A 19,138-nucleotide genomic window follows, 5' to 3' on the forward strand; every position below is an offset into this window, starting at 1 on the left:
TTCCCGGCGCCGTCGACGCCGCCGGCGAACCGGGTGGTCGGCCCGGCGGGATGCCGCCGCCGCATGTGCTGCTCGCGCCGGACAAGTTCAAGGGCTCGCTCGGCGCCGCGGCCGTGGCCCGGCATCTCGCGGCCGGGCTGCGCCGGGCCCGCCCGGGTCTGTGGGTGACCGTGCTGCCCGTCGCCGACGGCGGCGAGGGCACCGTCGACGCGCTGGTGCACTGCGGCTTCCGACGCCGCGTGGTCGGCGTCGGCGGGCCCACCGGTCGGCCCGTTCGCGCCTGCTACGCCCAACGCGGGAGCACGGCCGTGGTCGAACTCGCCCAGAGTTCCGGACTGGCGTTGTTGCCCGGCCACGTCCCGGCGCCGCTCACCGCGAGCAGCCGAGGCGCCGGCGAGGTGGTGCGCGGGGCGCTGGACACCGGTGCGCGCACCATCGTGCTGGGGCTGGGCGGCAGCGCCTGCACCGACGGGGGAGTGGGCCTGCTCGGCGCGCTGGGGGCGCGGTTCACCGACGCGGACGGGCGACCGGTGGCCGACGGTGGCGCGGCCCTGCGCGACCTCGCCCACGCCGACCTGTCCGGTCTCGATCCGCGGCTGGCGGCCACCGAGTTCGTGGTCGCCACCGACGTCGACGCGCCCCTATTGGGGCCCGGCGGGGCGGCGGCGCTGTACGGGCCGCAGAAGGGCGCCGGGCCCGAGGACGTCGCCGTGCTGGAGGCCGGGCTCGGTCGCCTGCTGGAGGTGCTGGCGTCGACCGTGGGTCCGCCTGCCGGGCGCATCGCGGCCGCGCCGGGCGCGGGGGCCGCCGGCGGCACCGGCTTCGGCGCCCTGGTCGCGCTGGGGGCGCGCCGCCGGCTCGGCGTCGACGTCGTCCTGGACGCGGTGGGGATCGACCAGGAACTGCGCGCGGCGACCCTGGTCGTCACCGGTGAGGGCGCGATGGACCTGCAGACCCTCCAGGGCAAGGCCCCGCTGGGCGTGGCCCGGCGCGCGCGGCGGCACGGGGTCCCGGTGGTCGCCGTGTGCGGACGCCTGGACCTGACCCGCGATCAGCTCGCCGCGGCCGGGTTCCGCGCCGGCTACCCGCTGAGCAGCCTCGAACCGGACCCGGAACGGTCGATCGCCGCAGCCGCCCCGCTGCTGGAGGCGCTGGGGCAACTGATCGTCCGCGAGCACCTGCCCGACCTCCCGCCGCCGAGGGCCGGGGCGCGGTAGCGGCCGAGCCGGGTCCGGCCGTACCCGGTGGGGCCGTTCCCGGTCGTTCACCGTCGGTCGCCCGAGCCCGGCTCGGGCCGGGAGGCGTCGGAAGCCCGGCCGGCGCGGGCGACGACCGCGGCCCGCGCGTCGGCGCCGATCAGGTCGATGTTGATCGCCGCCGCGGCCTGCACCCCCGATGCCGCGGCGGCCGGGACCGGGGCCATCAGGTCCGTGACGTTGCCCGCCGCCCACACGCCGTCGACCCCGGTGAACCCGCCCGGTTCGGTGACCAGTTGGCCGCCGATCCCCATCGGGTGCTCGGTCACCGCGAGGCCCGCGTCGGCGAGGAAGCCGGCGCGCGCCACGAACCGGGGCGCCACCACCAGGGCGTCCACCGCGACCGACCGGCCCGAGGCCAGGCGCACGCCCGCCAACCGGTCCCGGTCGTCGACCTCCAGCGCACCGACCGTGCCGTCGACCACGTCGATGCCCAGGGCGGCCAACTGCTCCCACTGCTCCTCGGTCGGGTCGCCGCCGGAGTGCAGGAACAGCGTCACCTCCGGCGACAACTGCCGGAACATCAGCGCCTGGTGGAACGCCGCCGGCCCGGTGGCCAGCACGCCGACCGCGCCATCGCGCACTTCCCAGCCGTGGCAGTACGGGCAGTGCAACACGTCGCGCCCCCACCGCTCGGCGAGCCCGGGGATCGCGGGCAGTTCGTCCACCAGTCCCGTGGTCACCAGCACCCGCCGGGCCGGCGCACGGCCGCCGTCCTCGGTGGTCACCACCAGCTCCGCGCCCTCGCGCCGCAGGCCCGAGACGCGGCCGGACTCGACCCGCCCACCATAGGAGAGGACCTCCTCGCGCCCCAGCCGCAGCAGCTCCAGCGGCGCGATCCCGTCCCGTGACAGGAGGTTGTGCGTCGCGGCGGCGGGCGCGTTGCGCGGCTCGCCCGCGTCGATCACCAGCACCGAGCGGCGCACCCGCGCCAGGGTCAGCGCGGCCGACAGCCCGGCCACCCCACCCCCGACCACCACGACGTCCCACACTTCGTCACTCGCCTGCACCCACGTGTTCTCGCTCATGTCGACCACCCTGCGAGCACGCCGGCCATACGGCAAACATTCATGCCGTTTCGGCAATATGGGGGCGGGCCGGTGTGGCTACTTCTCGACCCCCAGGCCCTGCCAGCCGCGGTCGAGGAGATCGAAGGCGTGGTCGGTGGCCACGACCGCGTCGATCCGGCCCGGACCGATCTGCGGGGCGCGCAAGGCGAAGTGCGCGAGCGCGGCGCAGTCCGGGTCGTCCTCGGGTCGTCCCGTCTCCTCGGCGATGGCCCGGGCCAGGGCGGCTTCGTGGCGTAGCCACATACGCTCGCCGTATTCACGCAACGCCGGTGTCCGCTCCACCAGTTCGACGAACTCCGCGAAGTCGGCGTCGGTGTCGCCGGACTTGAGCCGGTATCTCAGGGCGTGCTCGCGAAGCGCCGCCGGGATCGATCGGCCCGCGGGGCGCTCGCGCACGGCGGCCAGCAGTCGGGCCTCGTCGTTCGCGTCCTCGTCGAAGACGAGTGCCTCCTTGCCGGCGAAGTGCTTGAACAACGTCGTGGTGGACACGTCGGCCGCCTCGGCGATGTCGCGGATGCCGACGCGGTCGTAGCCGTGTTCGAGGAACAGCCGCAACGCGGCGTCCGCGAGCGCCTGCCGGGTGGCGGCCTTCTTGCGCTCGCGCCGGCCCGTCGGCGGGTGTGCTGTGCTCGGGGGTGTCGGCTCGGCCGTCGTGTCGCCCATGGTCGAGACCCTACTCTTGGTTGTGCGACTCAAAAAGTTGGCCGGTTGCTCTTTTCTGTGACACGGGTTTCCCCGTCGCGGTGGACGGCACGTTGCCGTATCCGCCCAGGCACCGGCTCGACCGGGGATGGCTCGGCGAGTTCGCCACCTGACGCGGGGTCGGCCGAGCGCGCGCTCCGGTCGGAGCGGCGGTTTCGAGCCGACCGAGGACGTCGAGGGGAGCACGTTCCCGATCGGCTCGGGCAACTGCCTTGCCCGGTAAACAATTTCCTTGAAAGTTAATGGTCTAGTCCACTTTGGTCCAGACCATTGACTTCTGTGCGTGCCGGGCTGTCTCATACCCCATGCCGCCGTGCCACGCGAATCGGCGGTCCGTCCCCAATTACAGTCTGGACGCACATGCGACTCTTGCGTACGTTACGAGCGGCCGTCGCCGCAACGGTCACCGCCGCCGCGGCCGTGACCTTCACCGCGCTCGGAGCCGGCCCCGCCCAGGCCGCGACTCCGTTGCCCTCGCACGTCTTCGCCCCCTACTTCGAGGCGTGGACCGGGGACAGCCCGGCCGCGCTGGCCGCCCAGTCCGGTGCCAAGCACCTGACCATGGCGTTCCTGCAGACGGCCACCAAGGGCTCCTGCACGGCGTACTGGAACGGCGACAGCGGCATGCCGATCGCCCAGTCCACGTTCGGCGCCGACATCAAGACCATCCAGGCCAACGGCGGGGACGTGATCCCCTCCTTCGGCGGCTACACCGCGGACACCACCGGCACCGAGATCGCGGACAGTTGTACCGATGTCAACCAGATCGCCGAGGTCTACAAGAAGGTCATCACGACCTACGAGATCTCCCGCCTGGACATGGACATCGAGATCGACGCGCTGGACAACACGGCCGGCATCGACCGCCGCAACAAGGCGATCAAGCTGGTCCAGGACTGGGCCGCGAGCAACGGGCGCAAGATCGAGATCTCCTACACGCTGCCCACCACCACCAGCGGCCTGGCCCCCAACGGCGTGGCCCTGCTGCGCAACGCGGTGAGCAACGGTACGAAGGTCGACGTCGTCAACCTGATGACGTTCGACTACTACGACAACGCCACGCACAACATGGCCAACGACACCGAGACCGCGGCCCAGGGCCTGTACAACACCCTGGCCCAGCTCTACCCGAGCAAGACCCCCGCCCAATTGTGGGCGATGGTCGGCGTCACCGAGATGATCGGTGTCGACGACTTCGGGCCGGCCGAGACCTTCACCCTGGCCAACGCCACCCAGGTCTACAACTGGGCCGTGTCCAAGGGCATCAACACCCTCTCGTTCTGGGCCCTCCAGCGCGACAACGGCAACTGCCCGAACCAGCCGGCCGCGGACAACTGCTCCGGCATCGCCCAGAACACCTGGGACTTCAGCCACATCTTCGAGCCCTTCACGGGCGGCACCACCACCCCGACCAACGACTTCTCGGTCAAGGCGACTCCCGCCGCCGGGTCCGTCGTCGCGGGCTCCTCGACCACCTCGACCATCTCGACCGCGGTGACGGCCGGTGCCGCGCAGACGGTGAGCCTGACCGTCAGCGGCGCCCCGGCGGGCGTCACCGCCTCGCTCAGTCCCACCTCGGTGACGGCGGGCGGTTCCTCCACGCTCACCGTCAACACCACCGCGGCGACCGTCTCGGGCACCTACAACCTCACCGTGACCGGGACCGCCGCCTCCGGCGGTCACAGCGCGACCTACGCCCTGACCGTCACCGGCGGCAACGGCCACACGTGCACGGCCCCGGCCTGGGCGTCCGGCACGATCTACACCGGTGGCCAGCAGGTCTCGCACCAGGGTCACAACTGGAAGGCCAAGTGGTGGACGACGGGTGAGACACCCGGCACCACCGGCCAATGGGGCGTCTGGCAGGACCTCGGCGCCTGCTGAAGCCGTCGTCCCTGATCGGCGACCCGCGTCGAACACGGTGCTGCCCGGCAGGTCACCTGCCGGGCAGCACCCGCGTTGCGGATCGGTTACAGGCCGCGGGCCAGATGCTCGGTGAGCAACCGGGTGAAGCGGGCCGGGTCGGGCAGGTCGCCGCCCTCGGCCAACAGCGCGCCGCCGTAGACCAGTTCGACGATCTCCGCGAGCGCCGGGTCGTCGGCGTTCGCCTCGTGCGCCGAGCGCAGCCCGGTGATCAGCGGGTGGGTCGGGTTGAGCTCCAGGATGCGCTTGACCGAGGGCATCTCCTGCCCCATCGCCCGGTACATCTTCTCCAGCGTCGGGGTCATGTCGTGCGCGTCGCCGACGATGCAGGCCGCCGACGTGGTCAGTCGCGACGACAGCCGGACCTGCTTCACCTGCTCGGACAGGGTCGTGGTCAACCACGGCAGCAGCGCGGCGAAGTCCTGCTCGCGCTTGGCCTTCTCGGAGCCGGCCTCCGCGTCGTCGGCGGCCGGCTCGTCCAGGTCGACCTGACCCTTGGCGATCGACTGGAGGCGCCGGCCGTCGAAGGCCGGGACCTGGTCGACCCAGACCTCGTCGACCGGGTCGGTCAGGATCAGCACCTCGTACCCCTTGGCCGCGAACGCCTCCATGTGCGGGGAGTTCTCCACCATCGCGCGGGTCTCGCCGGTCAGGTAGTAGATCGCGTCCTGGCCGTCCTTCATGCGCTCGACGTACGCGCGCAGCGTGGTGGGCTGCTCCGGGTCGTGCGTGGAGGCGGCCGACACCAACTCCAGCAGGGCCTCGGTGTTGTCGGCGTCCTCCAGCAGGCCCTCCTTCAGCGCCCGACCGAACTGGGCCCACAACCGCGCGTAGCGCTCGCCGTCCTTGGCCTGCATGTCCTTGATCGCGCCGAGGACCTTCTTGACCAGGCGCCGACGCACCCCGCGGATCTGCCGGTCCTGCTGGAGGATCTCGCGGGAGATGTTCAGCGACAGGTCGTGGGCGTCCACGACACCCTTGACGAAGCGCAGGTAGTTGGGCATCAGCGCTTCGCAGTCGTCCATGATGAACACGCGCTTGACGTACAACTGCACGCCGCTCTTGGACTCGCGCGAGAACAGGTCGAACGGTGCCTGTGCGGGGATGAACAGCAGCGCCTCGTACTCGAAGTTGCCCTCGGCACGCATGTGGATGGTCTCGGCCGGGTCGAGCCCGTCGTGGCTGATCTGCTTGTAGAACTCGTGGTACTCGGCTTCGGTCACCTCGCTGCGCGGCCGGGCCCACAGCGCCTTCATCGAGTTGAGCGTGTCGACCCCGTGCGTGGTGACGCCGTCGGCCTCGGTGCGCACGGTGGGCATCCGGATCGGCCAGCGGATGAAGTCCGAGTACTGCTTGACGATCTGCCGGATCTTCCAGTCGGCCAGATAGTCGGCCAGCCCGTCCTCGCTGTCCGCTGCCTTGAGGTGCAGGGTGACCGAGGTACCCACGGGCAGGCCGTCGACGGCCTGGATCTCGTAGGTGCCCTCGCCGTCGGACTCCCACCGGGTGCCGGCGTCGGTGCCGGCCCGCCGGGTGCGCAGGGTGACCTTGTCCGCGACCATGAAGGCCGAGTAGAAGCCGACGCCGAACTGGCCGATCAGGTGCTGCGTCGCGGCGGCGTCCTGGGCCTCCTTGGCTTCCTTGATCTTCTCCAGCAGGCCGGCGGTACCGGACTTGGCGATGGTGCCGATCAGGTCCACGATGTCGTCGCGGCTCATGCCGATGCCGTTGTCGCGAACGGTCAGCGTGCGGGCGTCCTTGTCGACCTCCAAGGCGATGTGCAGGTCCGAGGTGTCGACCTCCAGATCGGAGTCGATCAGGGACTCCAGCCGCAACTTGTCCAGTGCGTCGGAGGCGTTCGAGATCAGCTCGCGCAGGAAGATGTCCTTGTTCGAGTAGATCGAGTGGATCACCAACTGGAGCAACTGACGGGTCTCGGCCTGGAATTCCAGTGTTTCGACGCTGCTACCCACCCTGGGGTCTCCTCATCTCCTCGGCGACGCCGGGTTGTGTCGTCTTGGCGACGACACTTTATGGCGGAGCGCACAGGCACGTCCAAGCGACCCGGCCGGCGCGTTCAGGGTCGGGGCTCGTCGTGGTCGCAGTCGGCCGGGTCGGCGGACAACAGGTCTTCGGCGGCGCCTTCGAGGGCCGCGGCGGTCTCGATGGAGCGGGGGAGCATGGTCTTCTCGTAGCCGCGGACGGCGTCCCCGACGGTGGCGGCCCGCGCGAGGGCGAGGGCGAGTTCGGTGGCGTCGAGCATGGCGAGGTTGACGCCGACACCGAGCGGTGGCATCAGGTGGGCGGCGTCGCCGAGCAGGGTCACCGTCGGGCTGTGCTCCCAGGCGTGCGGAACCGGGAGGGCGAAGAGCGGGCGGTCGACGTAGCGGCCGTCGTTGTCGGTGATCATCCGGCGCATCCGGGGCGACCAGTGGGCGAACTCGTCGAGGAGCAGGGCGCGGATGCCGCCGGTGTCGTCGGTGCCGAGGCCGTTGTCGGTGATCCAGTCGACCGGGCCGCGTCGAATGAGGTGCACGCGGATGTGGTTTCCGCTGTTGCGCTGTGCGAACAAGCCGCGTTCGCCGTCGGCCGCGGCGGCGCCGCCCGGACCGACCAGCGCGGCGATCTCGGGGTGTCGGTGGTCGACATCGTCGAACCAGGCTTCCAGGAAGCTCACTCCGGTGTAGGCGGGGACGGCGCGGGACACTGCCGGGCGTACTCGGGAGAAGGCGCCGTCGGCCCCGACGACCAGATCGCTCTCGACGGTGGTGCCGTCGGCGAAGTGCAACTGCCGAGGCCCGTCGGCGGGTCCGCCGATCGTGTCGAGGGTGTGGCCCCAGCGCACGGTTCCCGGTTCGAGCGACTCCAGGAGCAGGTCGCGCAGTTGGCCGCGGTCGATCTCCGGCTTGAACAGCTCGTCGGCCGCCGGGACATGGCGGAACGTGGTGCGGCCGGTCGGGTCCAGTCGGCGCATCTCCTGACCTTCCGGGCGGGCGAGCCGGAAGAACTCGTCGAGCAGGCCCGCTTCGCGCAGGGCGATCTGGCCGTTGTCGGCGTGCAGGTCGAGGGTGCCCCCCTGGTTGCGCGTGTCGGGGCCGGGATCGCGGTCGTACACGGTGACCGCGATGCCGTGCCGCTGGAGGATTCGGGCGCAGGTGAGCCCGCCGGGCCCGGCGCCGATGATGCCGATCCGAGCGTGGGCGACTGCTGGGGAATTCATGGTGGTGCTGCCTCTCCGGTGGGGGCGATCGTTCGATGCCCTCAGAAAAGCAGATCGAATATAAAAGTGCAACAAGACAACTTAGTTATCGATGCAACCAATGGCTGTGCTCGAATCGCCGGCGCCGGCGTGTGGCTGGTGGCGGGTGAGTCGTGGGGATAGGCCCACCCCGATTCGGGTGCTGTCCGGATGCCCCGGGGCCGGGCCCGGGAGCGATCGTGGTCGCGTTCACCGGATGCCGTGTCGGCCCGGGGAAGGGAACCGAGATGACCAGACTTCGCAGCACCTGTTCGGCGATCGTGGCGGCCTCGTTACTGGTGTTGACCACCGGCGTCGGCGCGTCCGCCGACACCGGTGCGACCCGATCGCCCACGCCGGACGGCGTGTGGCGCGCCGACGGGTACGGCATGATCGTGACGATCCGAGACGGCACGCTGCGCCAGTACCAGACCACTTCGATCGGTTGCCTGCCCGGGCCGAGTGCCCGACGCTCCGGTGCCGATCGGGGAGAGACGCTGTACGACTCGACGGACGGCATGGTCGTCGGGGTGCGACCGGCCGCGCGGCCGAACCGGGCCGAGCTGCGTTTCACCCACGCGCCCGGATACCGGAAGCTGAACCGGATCGGTGCCCTGCCACGGAACTGCCTGCGCCCGGCTCCGTCCGGCCCCGTGGCCGCCTTCGACACCTTCTGGCAGTCGTACGAGGAGAACTATCCGTTCTTCGCGGCCAAGGGCATCGACTGGCACGCGCTGCGCGATCGGTATCGGCCACTGGTGGGGCCGAACACCACGGAGGACGAACTCTTCTCGATCATGCGGGACATGCTCGATCCGCTCGACGACGCACACGTGGATCTCACGGCGGGCCCGGACCGATACTTCGGCGACACGCGTCCCGGCACCACCGTGCCCACCGCCGATTTCGACCGGCGGATCCGGGCCTACATCGTCGAACGCGACCTCGGTGGGCGGCCCCTGACCGAGTACGCGAACGGACGGGTCGCCTACGCCGATCTGCCCGACGGACAGGGCTATCTGCGGATCAACGGATTCATGGGCTATCTGCCCGACCGCCCGCCCAGCCACCTCGGCGACAGCGCCGAACTCGACCGCGCCCTGGACGCGGTGCTCACCCCGGAACGGCTGGGCCGGCTGCGCGGGTTGATCATCGACGCACGGGTCAACGACGGCGGCATGGACAACCTCGGGCTGCAACTGGCCGGCAGGCTCTGTGACCGCCCGTATTTCGCCTACGCGAAGCAGGCCCGCAACGACCCGCACGACGCGAGCCGGTTCACCCGCCTCCAGCCGATCGAGGTGCGTCCCGACCCGGCAAGCACCCGCTACACCGGGCCGATTGCCATCCTGACCGGCGGTTCCACGGTCAGCGCGGGCGAGACCTTCGTCCAGGCGATGATGGGCCGGCCCGGTTCGACGATCCGCATCGGTGCGGCCACCCAGGGCGTCTTCTCCGACGTCATGCAGCGCCGACTGCCCAACGATTGGCAGGCGGGCGTGCCCAACGAGGTGTTCCGGACCCGGGACGGCCGCACCTTCGACGGCACCGGCATCCCGCCGAATGTGCCGGAACCGGTTTTCACCGAGGACGAGTTCGCCAACCACCGCGACTCGGCCTTCGACCGTGCGGTGCGGATGTTGCCCACCACCGCTTCCTGACGACCGCGTCCACTCGGTCCCGCTACGCGGCAGGACCGAGGTGGCGGCCGATGAGCAGGGCGACTTCCGGGTGGCCCAGGTAGCCGACGATGCCGTGTGGATCCCGGTGCGGATTCGCCACCCGCAGGTGCCGGTCGACCCCGGGGAACCCGACGGCTCGGCCCGGCGGGCGCAGGGTCACCGGATCCCGCGGGTCGTACACGTTGAGCCAGTGGGCGACCCCGGCCGGCCGGGCGAGCGCGGGCGGTCGTAGATGGCGTTGGATGGTCGCGAAACCGAGGGCCGAGCCGACCGTGACGAACAGCGGGACCTCGACCGTCGTGCCCAACTCGCGCAACAACTCGTAGGCCGGCACGGAACCGAGGGAGTGTGCGACCACGACGACCGGTTCCCGCTCGGCCACGGCCTGCGTCAGGGGTTCCGCGACGATCTGCCGGATGTCCGGACCCACGTAGGGTGCCCGGAGATACGCCTCCACATCGGCGACGAAACGCAGGAACCCTCGACCGGCGGCGGGTACTCGCCGGTCCAGCGCGGCCAGCGTCGCCTGCACCCAGGCCCAGTTGACGGGGCCTCTGGTCACCGCCTCCCCGTCGGGGAGTTCGGCGGTGACATCGTCGTAGGTGAGGCCGAGTTCGACCTCCAGATCCCGGATCAACTCTGCGGCAAGCGTGGAGAGTTTCGGGTCGCGAGGGGCTGCGTCCGGTGCTTCGTCGGCATCCGCCGGGGCGCCGTACGTCACGAGCCTCGGCGACTCGCGGCCCACCCAGTCCGCCAGGACGTCGCCGTAGTAGGGCATGGTGGCCGCAACCACGGCGGGCGGCACGTTCGTCGCACCCAGTCCCTCGGTCAGTGCGTCCACCCACTGCCGCAGCAGTTCGACGGGATCCTTGCCCTGTTGGGCCCGTCCGTGCACGAATACGAGTCGGGTCATGGCGTGCTCCCCCAGAGGAGTTCGGGTGGGTCGGGCCGGGTGGTGTCGCAGGAGAGGGAACTCCAGGTGACCCAGCGCAGTGCAGGCCGCAGATCGGGCGTACCGCGCGGCGCTTCGTGGGTCAGCCACCCCGCCCGCATCAGCGGGTACGTGGGGGTGACCGTCACCGTGTCGGCGAGGCGTGGGTGGCCCGCGAGGAGGACCAGGTCGTACGGAACCCAGCCCTGTTCGGCGCAACGCGCGATCAGGCGGGAGAGGGCGGCCCGTTCGCCCGCGCGGGACAGTGCGTAGGCGGCGGAGAGGGCCAGGGTCGGATTCGGGGGTATCGACTCGTCGTTGAGGAATTCGGCCACCGGCGAATCCGGGTCGGTGGCCACCTGCTCCCAGCCGTTGACGACGCCCACCGCGTATTCCTTGAGGATTTCGGTCTCGTCGCGTACCCAGGGTTTGCCGGAGGTGCTGCCGAGGGGCAGGTGGAGCACCAGGTCACTGCCCTGGTCGTTCGCGAGATGCAGCGTCACGTAGTCGGGGAAGACCGCGGACAACAGCCAGACGGCGTCGCCACCCGAACCGGTGCGAATGATCGCGGCCGTGGGCCTCGCCGGGGTTCCCCACCGCGCCGGCCCGGGGCGCGCGATCCCGGTGGGTCGGGTGCCGCCCGGCAGGTACGCCGCCACCTCGGCGGGTCGTCGTCCGAGGGGGAACCTGACGCACAGGCCCGTTCGATCGGGGAATCCGTCGCGAGCCGGATCCATGATCCCGGCGATGTCCCAGGCGCCTAAGTGCTGCGCGGGCATCTGCTTCTCCACCGGCGGTGGTCGTGAGCCCGCGGCCAACCACCTCGACTCGGCCACGGACCGTCCGGTCCGCAGGTCCATGGTCTCGACGACGAACTCGCCGTCGTGGGGAGCGGTGGTCCTCTCGCGATACGGTGGCGCGAATCGGGTGACGACGTCTCGTGGCGGATCCGCTCCGCGGACCCCGCTCAGGGGGGCCACCCGGATTTCGGTGTCGAGTTTGGCGACGTGCCTTCTTTTCCCGTCCTCCGCGCGCAGCTTCCAGGCGCCGTCGGCAGACAGTCCGAACTCGGCTTTCCGAGGCAATCGCACGGTCTGCGAGGGTGTTTCGGCATCGATACGGGCGATTTCCCGCTCGCCGGCATCCCTGACGAGGAATGCTCCCGGTGCGGAGGGTATGCGGGAGGCTCGGACCGTGATGGATACCTCCGCCGGAGAGGGGCGGCGGGCGAGTCGGCAGGGCGGGCGGAACGAGGTGATTTCGAACCAGGGTATTTGAGAATTTATGTGCAGTTCGTCGGACAGGCTTTGCATTCGCTCCTCGACGGCGCGCCACATGCTGTACGTGGTGATGAAGAGATCGTCCGCCTCGCCGTTCTCGCCGAATTCGAGAGCATCGGTGAGTCTGCCGTGCAGGGCGTCCAGAACGGCTCGGGAGAATATGCCGAAGGCCGGCAGGTCACCCCGCGCCGGTATTTCGTACGCAGGCTTGCCCAGCTCGACGGCGTAGAACCGATCGACGAAAGTCCGTCCGCCTCGCCTTTCCGTGGCGTTCGGGAAGATGTTGAAGCCGGTGAGGCCGTTCCGAAATCGTGCGTCCGGCAGCACCCGACAGGCATCGGAGATCAGCACGACGTGTCTGATGCCGCAGTACTGGGCCCACCCCTGGTAGTAGTCGACCTCGACGGCCTCGTTGGGATTGTCGACGCAATTCGACAGGAGCCAGAGATCGGATCCCCGCTGCGGATTCATGACCACGCCGTGTCCCGCGAAGTAGATCACGAGCTGTTCGACGTCCCCACGCATCGTCAGGCTCTGTATGCACTCCCGGAGAGCCTCGGCCCTGATGGATTCGACCGGTGCATCGGGCAGAGGTTGATCGATGAATCGATGGACCTCGTAGCCTTCGCCTTCGAACCATTGGACCATCTCGCGCGCGCTGTTGAGGGCACCTTCCAGATGCGTGAGTTCCCGGTATTTGCCCACACCGATGATGACGGCAGCTTTCGCCATGAGGCGTCACCCCCTGGGGTGGATGGTATCCGCGCGGCGCGGCTCCGTGGGCGAGACTCCGCGAGAAAGGGAAAACGCGTCGATCCACCCGTATCGCTTCCCGTCGGGTGCCGAACCGGTAGCCTGAAGTTCACGTCGGGAGGTGCACGATGGATGACGAGATACGTGCCGTGGACAGCTATATTCGGCGCGAACTGACCAATGTCGATCCTCGGTTGCTGATACTTCGCTTCGATACGGAATACGATATTCCTCTCGATCATGCATTCCCCATCGGCCTGTTGCAGATGGTCGGTGCCTTCGACCCGCCGGGGGCGGCATCGGACCTGGCGAAAACCGCGATCCGGGTCGGGGCGTACTGGTGTCGGATCGTGCAGGCCGACGTCGAATACGACCTGCTGCTCGGTCGGCGACTGATCACCGAGTCGGCGGCGTGGGCGGCGTGGCTGACCGAGGCGTGCGCGGGGAGCCCGACCGATGAGGACACCTTCGCGGCCTACGCCGCCGCCCGCTGGCACGACGGCGCGGGCCGTATCCACTACCGCCTGGGGTCGCACGGACTCGCCGTCGAGTCGTTCAAGACCGCCGAGAAGCTCGCGAAGGCGGCCCACCTGTGGTGGTGCCTGCCCGATCTGAGCAGCAATCGCGCACGCGGGGAGTTCGAACTCAGGAAGACCTTGCACAAGGAGGTCGCAGTCGGCGATCGCCAGACGCTCCTGGACAAGCTGACGGATCTGCACCGGGACGTGGGCCGCGTCGCGAACGAGCACGGGATCGAGGCCGCCCACCCCGGCCGGGCCACCGACGTCCGGGAGCGCGAGTTCCTGCGCGGATACTCGAACGTGTTGCACAATCTCGCGACCGTGCTCCGTGAGTCGGACGATCCGTCGCGGTCCCTGGAGCACACGATCGAATCGATCGCCATTTCGAGGGCGTTGGGGGACCACTACCGGATCGCCCAGTCGACCCTCAACCGCGCGTTCATCGAGAAGCCGGATGCCCTCCGGTACTTCGCCGAGCTGGCCGAACTGCCTTGGCAGCGGGGCAGGTTGATCGCCGAACAGAACATCGCGGCAGGTCGATACGATCTCGAGGGGTTGCGGAGGCTGGAACAGCTTCTGGATGCCATCCGAGGAGACGGGTTCGGCGAAGCGTTGATCAGCGGTGTGGACGCCGACTACTACGCGTACACCGTCCGGGCCTACGGCCGCACGATCAAGGCTCTCCTGCCGGACGCGTCGGCCGAGTTCCGGGCACGGTTGGAGCACGATCTGCGCACCCGGTCGCTGGAGATGGCTCGCTCGATGCGACGGGTGGTCACGCTCCCGGTCTACAAACGCACCTACGCGAAGACGGCGCGCCCGGTCTACCTGGAGCGGATCCGGTATGAACTGGATCTGGAACCGGCCGGATACGAGAAGGCGTTCGCACTGGTGGAGGAGTGCTCGGCCCGTGAACTCCTCGATCTGATGGCCAACACCGAGTTGCCTCTCCTCGAACATCCGGAGCACGGGCACGAGATCGGGTCGTCGCAGCCGGACGAACCCGATCCGGCACCGGCCCCGGCGCGGGGGACACGGGCGGGACTGGTTCGGGCAGCGCCGGCGGGATCGTTCCGACAGGCCGTGCGTGCCAGGTCCGCCGAGTTCGAGGAGAGGTTTTCTCGGCACCCGCTGCAACTGGCTCCGCACGATCCGGACATCGCTCATCGGCTGACGTCGTTCGCGGTCAACCATCCCGGCACCTGCGTGGTTCGCTACTTCGTCGAGGGATGGGACGAGAGCGAGGGCGAGGGTATTCCAACCGGGTTGGGAGCCTTCGTGAGCCGAGGTACGACCCTGACGTACAGGCGCGGGCTCTCCTATCTCGAAGTGCGCGGGTTGTCCGAGGCCATCGCGTCGAACCGGGAACTCGTGCCCACCGAAGCCGATGCCAAGGAGATCTGGCGGTTGTTGATCGCGCCGATCTGGGATCTCGTCACCTCGGACGGCCTGCCCGGACATCTCGTGCTCGTCCCGACCGACGAGATCTTCGCGATCCCGCTCCAGGTCGCCCTGCCGGACGAGCCCGGGGCGGTTCCGCTCGGGGCCATGTTGCCGATGTCGCTGTCCGCGAGCGTGACCACCTACGTAGGGCGAGGTCGGCACCTGCTCAAGACCCAGGCGGTGACCGGCACCGATGATCTGGCCGTTCTGATGGGTGTCGATCCCAGTGCCGGCGGGGGCGAGTTGATCAATCTGAAGTGGCCCAAGGAGCACTTCGTCGTCGCCGGCGAACCGCCCGAGACGATTGTCGACGCGGTCACCCGGCACCGGGGCGACTGGTCGGGGGTCCGCGCCCTGGTCGACTGCGAACCGGAGTTCTTCCTCTTCGTCGGGCACGGCGTGTACGACCCCGAGGCCCAGGAGCTGGGTCCGGGTCTGAAGTTCGGTGCCCATTACCTCACCCAGTTCGACGTGGCCCTGCGCCTGCGTCTGCCACGGAACAAGCTCACCGTGCTGGCCGCGTGTGTGGCGGGTCGAGGTATGCAGAGTCAGGGTGGGGACGTCCTGGGGTTCGTGCGGTCGTTCATCGCGTCGGGTGCCGGCGCGGTCGCCGTCCCGCTGTGGGACGTCAGGGACAGTGCCATGGTCGCCACGGTGGGTCGGCTGCTGCGTGCGTCCCGGGAGGCGCTCGACATTGGGGGCGGGGTCTTCGACGTCGTCGACACGCTGCACGAGCACTATCGCGAACTCATGCGCCATCCGTACGAAACGTTCGCCGACCGAGTGCGGGATCTTCCCCTGGCCCTGTATCTGTGACGAGACTCGGGACGGACACTCCGTCCGACTCGCCGCGAGACCCAGGGGACCGTCTTGGACGACATTCGCATTCGTCGGGAGGCCGCACTCGCGGCGTACGAGGAACTGGGTGCGGAACGCCCCGAACTCTTCGCCAACCCACCCGGGGCCGCCTTCGAGATCATCCTGGACCGCCCCACCCAGGACGCCGTCGCCGACGAGGTCGCGCAACGCTCGGTCGCGGCCGGATTCCCCGCCTCGTGCGGAGACGTCGGAGTCGTCTACCGGGACCCCTACCTCATGGTGGTCCGCGACGCGGTGCGCTTTCGGTCCGGTCGGGTGGGGACGTACATCCGCCTCGTGGGCGGCAGTGCCGGGCCGGGGGCGGCCGTGCTCCCGGTCCTCGACGACGGCCGGATCGTGCTGATCAACCACTTCCGCCATGCCGACCGGAGCTGGCACTGGGAGATCCCACGGGGCTTCGGCGATCCCGACGACGCGTCCGGCGAGGCCACCGCCGCGCGGGAGGTCCGGGAGGAACTGGGCTGTCCGGCCGTGGAACTGTCGTGGCTGGGCGCGATCAACACCGACAGCGGCATGTCCGGCGGCCGGGACGTCATCCACCTGGCCCGCATCGCCGCCGCCGCGTTACCGGCCGACCCCTCGGGCGACGGCACGGAGGAGGGCATCGACCGGATCCGCGTCGTGACCCCCGACGAACTCCGAGCCATGATCCTCGACGGCGAGATCACCGACGCCTACACCCTCGCCGCCTACGCCTTCGCCCTCACCCGCGGCCTCCTGCCGCATTGACCCCGCGGTGCCCGAGCCCCGGGTCCCACCGTCACAGCCCCGCCTGACTCCCGGGGCGATGCGGGGGTCGATTCGGGCGTATTCGGGCCGTCCGCTCCGGCGGCGGTCCGGCTTGATCACCCGGTCCGCGGCGGTGCGGGACGGGCGGGATGCATAGTTTTGCCTTCGGGTGCAAATGTATGCCATGCTGTCGGTCTCGGGTGTTCCCGAGCTACTTGTTTCGATTCGGGGCCACGTGCGATCGGGCCGCTTGGGGTGTACAGATGTCGAAGGTCTTGAGCAAGTTGCCGGTCGGGGAACGGATCGGTATCGCCTTCTCCGGCGGGTTGGACACCTCGGTCGCGGTGGCGTGGATGCGTGAGCGCGGCGCCGTTCCGTTCGCCTACACGGCCGACATCGGTCAGTACGACGAGCCGGATCTGGGCGACGTGCCGCAGCGTGGTCGAGCCTATGGCGCCGAGCAGGCGCGGCTCGTGGACTGCCGGGCCGCGCTGGTCGAGGAGGGCCTGGCCGCACTGACCTGTGGCGCCTTCCACATCCGCTCGGGTGCGCAGACCTACTTCAACACCACCCCGCTCGGCCGGGCCGTGGTCGGCACGCTGCTGGTGCGCGCGATGCACGAGGACGACGTGTCGATCTGGGGTGACGGGTCCACCTACAAGGGCAACGACATCGAGCGGTTCTACCGCTACGGCCTGCTCGCCAACCCCGAGTTGCGGATCTACAAGCCCTGGCTCGACGGGGAGTTCGTGGCCGAGCTGGGTGGTCGCCAGGAGATGTCCACCTGGCTCGCCGAGCGCAACCTGCCCTATCGCGATTCCGCCGAGAAGGCGTACTCCACCGACGCGAACATCTGGGGCGCCACGCACGAGGCCAAGCGGCTCGAGTATCTGGACACCTCGCTGGAGATGGTGAACCCGATCATGGGCGTCGCCTACTGGGACCCCGAGGTGGAGATCCCGACCGAGGACGTCACCGTGGAGTTCGAGCACGGCCGGCCGGTGCGGATCAACGGGCGCACCTTCGCCGACGCGGCGGAGCTGGTGCTCGCGGCCAACGAGATCGGCGGCCGGCACGGGCTCGGCATGTCGGACCAGATCGAGAACCGCATCATCGAGGCCAAGAGCCGTGGCGTCTACGAGGCTCCCGGCATGGCGCTGCTGCACGTGTGCTACGAGCGGCTGCTCAACGCCATCCACAACGAGGACACCATCTCGATGTACCACGTCGAGGGGCGCCGGCTCGGACGACTGCTGTACGAGGGCCGCTGGTTCGACCCGCAGGCGATGATGCTCCGCGACGGCATCCAGCGCTGGATCGGCTACCCGATCACCGGCAGTGTCACCGTGCGGCTTCGGCGCGGCCAGGACTACTCGGTGCTCGACACACAGGGTCCGAACCTCAGCTACCACCCCGAGAAGTTGTCCATGGAGCGCAGCCTCGACCAGACGTTCGTCCCGGACGACCGGATCGGCCAACTCACCATGCGCAACCTGGACATCGCCGATTCCCGCAACAAGCTGGAGCAGTACGCCGCCCACGGTGCGCTCAACCCGTGGAGCCGGCTGATCGGCGAGCTGACCCCGGGAGGCGCGACGGCCATCGCCGCGCAGAGCGAGGACGCCGTGGCCGTCGCGGAGGCGTCCGACGCGCTGGATCACGCGGCCATGGAATCCGGTACCGACTGACGGTCCGCGTCGTACCGGGATCTTCGAACAGCGGGCGACCCCGCACGCGCGGCGCGTGCGGGGTCGGTTCGGCGGGTCGGCGAACGTGCTCAGGCGCGACGGTCGTCCGTCGGCTCGGCGCCGGCCAGGCCGAGGACGCGGACCGCGTTCTCCTTGAGGATCAGCGGGCGTACCTCGTCCCTGATGTCCAGCTTGGCGAAGTCGGCAAGCCACCGTTCCGGTGTGATGACCGGATAGTCGGAGCCGAACAACACCTTGTGGCGCAACATCGAGTTCGCGGCGCGCACCAGTTGCGGCGGGAAGTACTTCGGCGACCAGCCGGACAGGTCGATGTAGACGTTGGCCTTGTGCGTCGCGATCGAGATCGCCTCGTCCTGCCACGGCACCGACGGATGGGCGAGGATGATCGTCAGCTCGGGGAAGTCCGCCGCGACGTCGTCGATCAGCATCGGGTTCGAGTGCCGCAGCTTGATCCCGCGTCCGCCCGGCAGACCCGCGCCGATGCCGGTCTGCCCGGTGTGGAAGAGCGCGGGCACACCGGCTTCGGCGAGTGCCTCGTAGAGCGGGTAGAAGCGGATGTCGTTCGGGTCGAAGCCCTGGAGGCTGGGGTGGAACTTGAAACCGCGGACGCCGTGTCGCGTGATCAGGCGGCGGGCGCGGGCGACCGCGGCCCGGCCGCCGTGCGGGTCGACCGAGCCGAACGGGACGAGGATGTCCGCGTGCGCGGCGGCGGCGTCGGCGATCTCCTCGCTGGACAGCGCCGGGTGGCCGGTCGCGGCGCCCGCGTCGACGGTGAAGACGACGGCGGCGGTGCGCCGGGCGCGGTAGTGCGCGGCGATGCGCTCCAGGGTCGGGGTGCGGTCCCGGTCGGCCTTGAAGTAGGCGGCGGAGGCGTCCAGCAGTTCGCGGTCCAGGGCGAAGCAGCCGTGGCCGTCCTGTTCGACGTGCACGTGCGTGTCGACGGCGTCGATGGTGCTGAGGTCCATGGTGGGTTCTCCGGGCGGGCTGGCTGGGGCGAGGGATGGTGCGGCCTGCGGGCCTGC

At 69.7% G+C, this 19,138-nt stretch carries 13 protein-coding genes; 6 read left to right on the forward strand and 7 right to left on the reverse strand.

Annotation, left to right across the window (positions count from 1 at the left end; all coding sequences use genetic code 11):
- Positions 1 to 50 precede the first annotated feature (50 nt).
- On the forward strand, positions 51 to 1,217 hold the full coding sequence (locus ABZ374_RS05975; RefSeq protein ID WP_360307178.1) for a glycerate kinase: 1,167 nt from the start codon (positions 51 to 53) through the stop codon (positions 1,215 to 1,217).
- A 47-nt stretch (positions 1,218 to 1,264) separates the two neighbouring features.
- Here the strand turns inward: ABZ374_RS05975 and ABZ374_RS05980 are convergent, their stop codons facing one another.
- Positions 1,265 to 2,284 (reverse strand): NAD(P)/FAD-dependent oxidoreductase, encoded by a 1,020-nt coding sequence (locus ABZ374_RS05980; protein WP_360306726.1) that lies wholly within the window; start codon positions 2,282 to 2,284, stop codon positions 1,265 to 1,267.
- Positions 2,285 to 2,362: 78 nt separating this feature from the next.
- On the reverse strand, positions 2,363 to 2,989 hold the full coding sequence (locus tag ABZ374_RS05985; protein ID WP_360306729.1) for a helix-turn-helix domain-containing protein: 627 nt from the start codon (positions 2,987 to 2,989) through the stop codon (positions 2,363 to 2,365).
- A 399-nt stretch (positions 2,990 to 3,388) separates the two neighbouring features.
- Here ABZ374_RS05985 and ABZ374_RS05990 point away from each other — a divergent pair, with 399 nt between their 5' ends.
- The gene (locus ABZ374_RS05990; protein WP_360306732.1) at positions 3,389 to 4,912 is read left to right on the forward strand and encodes a chitinase; all 1,524 of its coding nucleotides are present in this window, start codon (positions 3,389 to 3,391) and stop codon (positions 4,910 to 4,912) included.
- Positions 4,913 to 4,998: 86 nt separating this feature from the next.
- Here ABZ374_RS05990 and htpG read toward each other — a convergent pair whose 3' ends face one another.
- Positions 4,999 to 6,924 (reverse strand): molecular chaperone HtpG, encoded by a 1,926-nt coding sequence (htpG, locus tag ABZ374_RS05995; RefSeq protein WP_360306735.1) that lies wholly within the window; start codon positions 6,922 to 6,924, stop codon positions 4,999 to 5,001.
- Between the two features lie 104 nt (positions 6,925 to 7,028).
- On the reverse strand, positions 7,029 to 8,171 hold the full coding sequence (locus ABZ374_RS06000) for an FAD-dependent monooxygenase (RefSeq protein WP_360306738.1): 1,143 nt from the start codon (positions 8,169 to 8,171) through the stop codon (positions 7,029 to 7,031).
- Between the two features lie 266 nt (positions 8,172 to 8,437).
- Between ABZ374_RS06000 and ABZ374_RS06005 the strand changes: the two genes are divergently transcribed.
- Entirely contained in the window at positions 8,438 to 9,850 is a 1,413-nt protein-coding gene (locus tag ABZ374_RS06005; protein WP_360306741.1) for a S41 family peptidase, read from the forward strand.
- A gap of 22 nt (positions 9,851 to 9,872) precedes the next feature.
- On the opposite strand, the gene ABZ374_RS06010 is transcribed toward ABZ374_RS06005, so the two are convergent.
- A complete protein-coding gene (locus tag ABZ374_RS06010; protein ID WP_360306744.1) occupies positions 9,873 to 10,784 on the reverse strand; it encodes a hypothetical protein in 912 nt (303 codons plus the stop codon).
- Positions 10,781 to 12,814, reverse strand: a complete 2,034-nt coding sequence (locus ABZ374_RS06015) for a caspase family protein (protein WP_360306747.1) — start codon at positions 12,812 to 12,814, stop codon at positions 10,781 to 10,783. The genes ABZ374_RS06010 and ABZ374_RS06015 overlap by 4 nt, the downstream gene beginning before the upstream one ends.
- Positions 12,815 to 12,963: 149 nt before the next feature.
- Here ABZ374_RS06015 and ABZ374_RS06020 point away from each other — a divergent pair, with 149 nt between their 5' ends.
- The 3 genes from ABZ374_RS06020 to argG all read left to right on the forward strand — a co-directional run bounded on the left by ABZ374_RS06020 (position 12,964) and on the right by argG (position 18,095).
- Positions 12,964 to 15,615: a CHAT domain-containing protein gene (locus ABZ374_RS06020; protein ID WP_360306750.1), complete on the forward strand. Its 2,652-nt coding sequence runs from the start codon at positions 12,964 to 12,966 to the stop codon at positions 15,613 to 15,615.
- A gap of 54 nt (positions 15,616 to 15,669) precedes the next feature.
- Positions 15,670 to 16,407, forward strand: coding sequence for an NUDIX hydrolase (locus ABZ374_RS06025; protein ID WP_360306753.1), 738 nt, complete (start codon positions 15,670 to 15,672; stop codon positions 16,405 to 16,407).
- 263 nt (positions 16,408 to 16,670) lie between these two features.
- Positions 16,671 to 18,095: an argininosuccinate synthase gene (gene argG, locus ABZ374_RS06030; RefSeq protein ID WP_360306756.1), complete on the forward strand. Its 1,425-nt coding sequence runs from the start codon at positions 16,671 to 16,673 to the stop codon at positions 18,093 to 18,095.
- Between the two features lie 89 nt (positions 18,096 to 18,184).
- On the opposite strand, the gene couO is transcribed toward argG, so the two are convergent.
- The gene (gene couO / locus ABZ374_RS06035; protein ID WP_360306759.1) at positions 18,185 to 19,081 is read right to left on the reverse strand and encodes a 4-hydroxyphenyl-beta-ketoacyl-CoA hydrolase; all 897 of its coding nucleotides are present in this window, start codon (positions 19,079 to 19,081) and stop codon (positions 18,185 to 18,187) included.
- Positions 19,082 to 19,138 lie beyond the last annotated feature (57 nt).

The organism is Embleya sp. NPDC005971, from assembly GCF_040629175.1.
In the GTDB taxonomy this organism is placed as follows: Bacteria; Actinomycetota; Actinomycetes; order Streptomycetales; family Streptomycetaceae; genus Embleya.

What these genes read in the sequence shown, in the direction of transcription:
- couO (WP_360306759.1), bottom strand. Translation starts at nt 19,081, where the DNA reads ATGGACCTCAGCACCATCGACGCCGTCGACACGCACGTGCACGTCGAA.
- ABZ374_RS06000 (WP_360306738.1), bottom strand. Translation starts at nt 8,171, where the DNA reads ATGAATTCCCCAGCAGTCGCCCACGCTCGGATCGGCATCATCGGCGCC.
- ABZ374_RS06010 (WP_360306744.1), bottom strand. Translation starts at nt 10,784, where the DNA reads ATGACCCGACTCGTATTCGTGCACGGACGGGCCCAACAGGGCAAGGAT.
- ABZ374_RS06015 (WP_360306747.1), bottom strand. Translation starts at nt 12,814, where the DNA reads ATGGCGAAAGCTGCCGTCATCATCGGTGTGGGCAAATACCGGGAACTC.
- ABZ374_RS06020 (WP_360306750.1), top strand. Translation starts at nt 12,964, where the DNA reads ATGGATGACGAGATACGTGCCGTGGACAGCTATATTCGGCGCGAACTG.
- ABZ374_RS05985 (WP_360306729.1), bottom strand. Translation starts at nt 2,989, where the DNA reads ATGGGCGACACGACGGCCGAGCCGACACCCCCGAGCACAGCACACCCG.
- ABZ374_RS05990 (WP_360306732.1), top strand. Translation starts at nt 3,389, where the DNA reads ATGCGACTCTTGCGTACGTTACGAGCGGCCGTCGCCGCAACGGTCACC.
- ABZ374_RS05980 (WP_360306726.1), bottom strand. Translation starts at nt 2,284, where the DNA reads ATGAGCGAGAACACGTGGGTGCAGGCGAGTGACGAAGTGTGGGACGTC.
- argG (WP_360306756.1), top strand. Translation starts at nt 16,671, where the DNA reads ATGTCGAAGGTCTTGAGCAAGTTGCCGGTCGGGGAACGGATCGGTATC.
- ABZ374_RS05975 (WP_360307178.1), top strand. Translation starts at nt 51, where the DNA reads ATGCCGCCGCCGCATGTGCTGCTCGCGCCGGACAAGTTCAAGGGCTCG.
- ABZ374_RS06005 (WP_360306741.1), top strand. Translation starts at nt 8,438, where the DNA reads ATGACCAGACTTCGCAGCACCTGTTCGGCGATCGTGGCGGCCTCGTTA.